1 protein-coding gene is annotated in these 457 nt (G+C 47.0%); it reads left to right on the top strand.

From position 1 onward, the window contains the following. Window positions 1-117: 117 nt before the first annotated feature. Complete coding sequence (locus tag ACYVRA_RS08815; RefSeq protein WP_461252342.1) at window positions 118-342, top strand: hypothetical protein; 225 nt, start codon at window positions 118-120, stop codon at window positions 340-342. Window positions 343-457: the final 115 nt, after the last annotated feature.

The following is a 457-nucleotide window of genomic DNA, read 5'->3' on the forward strand; positions in this document are numbered from 1 at the left end:
AAATAACTCTCTATCCTTTGGCACCCCCCGTTCTATCGCACTTCCGACACCGGAAACGCCGCCGCGGCAGCCGCAGGAGACACCACCAATAACAGAAGCATCGATCCCGGAGACTGGATGTCAAGGGAAGACGCGCTAAGGCTAAACCTTCGGCAAATCCCGCCTGCTGAAATGATCGAACAAATTATTCAAAAAAGGGAATCCGGCGCAATTATCCCAATACGGCTTGGATTGCTTCCCGGCGGCAGAGACGAATATCTTTTTCAGCGGATAGAGGCGTTACTTGACGCTTTGATCGGTTCAGGTTACGAAATATTCCCGTTACCATCGGTTATCAGATAACAAAAAAATCCTTGAGACAATTCCCTCTTTAATAAAAAAAAAATCCCCCATACCGGAACTTTTAAAAAGAAAACGGCGGTCTTATATCCCGGACTTTTCCCATCCCCTAACAAAC

The organism is Treponema sp. R8-4-B8, assembly GCF_054786175.1.

What these genes read in the sequence shown, in the direction of transcription:
- ACYVRA_RS08815 (WP_461252342.1), top strand. Translation starts at nt 118, where the DNA reads ATGTCAAGGGAAGACGCGCTAAGGCTAAACCTTCGGCAAATCCCGCCT.